This window comes from Streptomyces olivochromogenes (genome assembly GCF_021538895.1).
GTDB classification, from domain to species: Bacteria; Actinomycetota; Actinomycetes; order Streptomycetales; family Streptomycetaceae; genus Streptomyces; species Streptomyces olivochromogenes_A.
In genome coordinates this window covers 1-736 of the sequence record NZ_JADDRL010000269.1, presented here as the reverse complement: position 1 = coordinate 736, position 736 = coordinate 1, and the positions used below count along the sequence as shown (strand labels likewise).

Sequence of the window (736 nt, the reverse complement as noted above, 5' to 3'; positions counted from 1 at the left end):
CCTCCACGCCGATGTACGCGGCCTGCTCCGGGCGCAGCGTCGTGAGCTTGACGCCGAGGGCGTCGAGGTGGAGCCGGGCGACCTTCTCGTCGAGGTGCTTGGGCAGCGTGTACACGCCGATCGGGTACTCGGACTGCTTGGTGAACAGCTCGATCTGGGCCAGCGTCTGGTCCGCGAACGAGTTGGACATCACGAACGAGGGGTGTCCGGTGGCGTTGCCCAGGTTCAGCAGACGGCCCTCGGACAGCACGATGATCACCTTGCCGTCCGGGAACGTCCACGTGTGGACCTGCGGCTTGACCTCGTCCTTGACGATCCCCGCGACCTTCGCCAGACCGGCCATGTCGATCTCGTTGTCGAAGTGACCGATGTTCCCGACGATGGCCTGGTGCTTCATCCTGGCCATGTCGGCGGCCATGACGATGTCCTTGTTGCCGGTCGTGGTGATGAAGATGTCGGCCTTGTCGACGACCTCGTCCAGGGTGGTGACCTGGTAGCCGTCCATCGCCGCCTGCAGCGCGCAGATCGGGTCGATCTCCGTGATGATCACCCGGGCACCCTGGCCGCGCAGCGACTCCGCACAGCCCTTGCCCACGTCCCCGTAGCCACACACGACGGCGGTCTTGCCGCCGATCAGGGTGTCGGTGGCGCGGTTGATGCCGTCGATCAGTGAGTGGCGGCAGCCGTACTTGTTGTCGAACTTCGACTTCGTCACGGCGTCGTTCACGTTGATCGC

Annotated in this window: 1 protein-coding gene; it reads right to left on the bottom strand. The window is 65.1% G+C overall.

The window, feature by feature from the left end; translation table 11 throughout:
- Positions 1-736, bottom strand: a 736-nt coding sequence (locus tag IPZ69_RS46745) for an adenosylhomocysteinase (RefSeq protein ID WP_235461020.1), incomplete at both ends; no start/stop codon positions are given.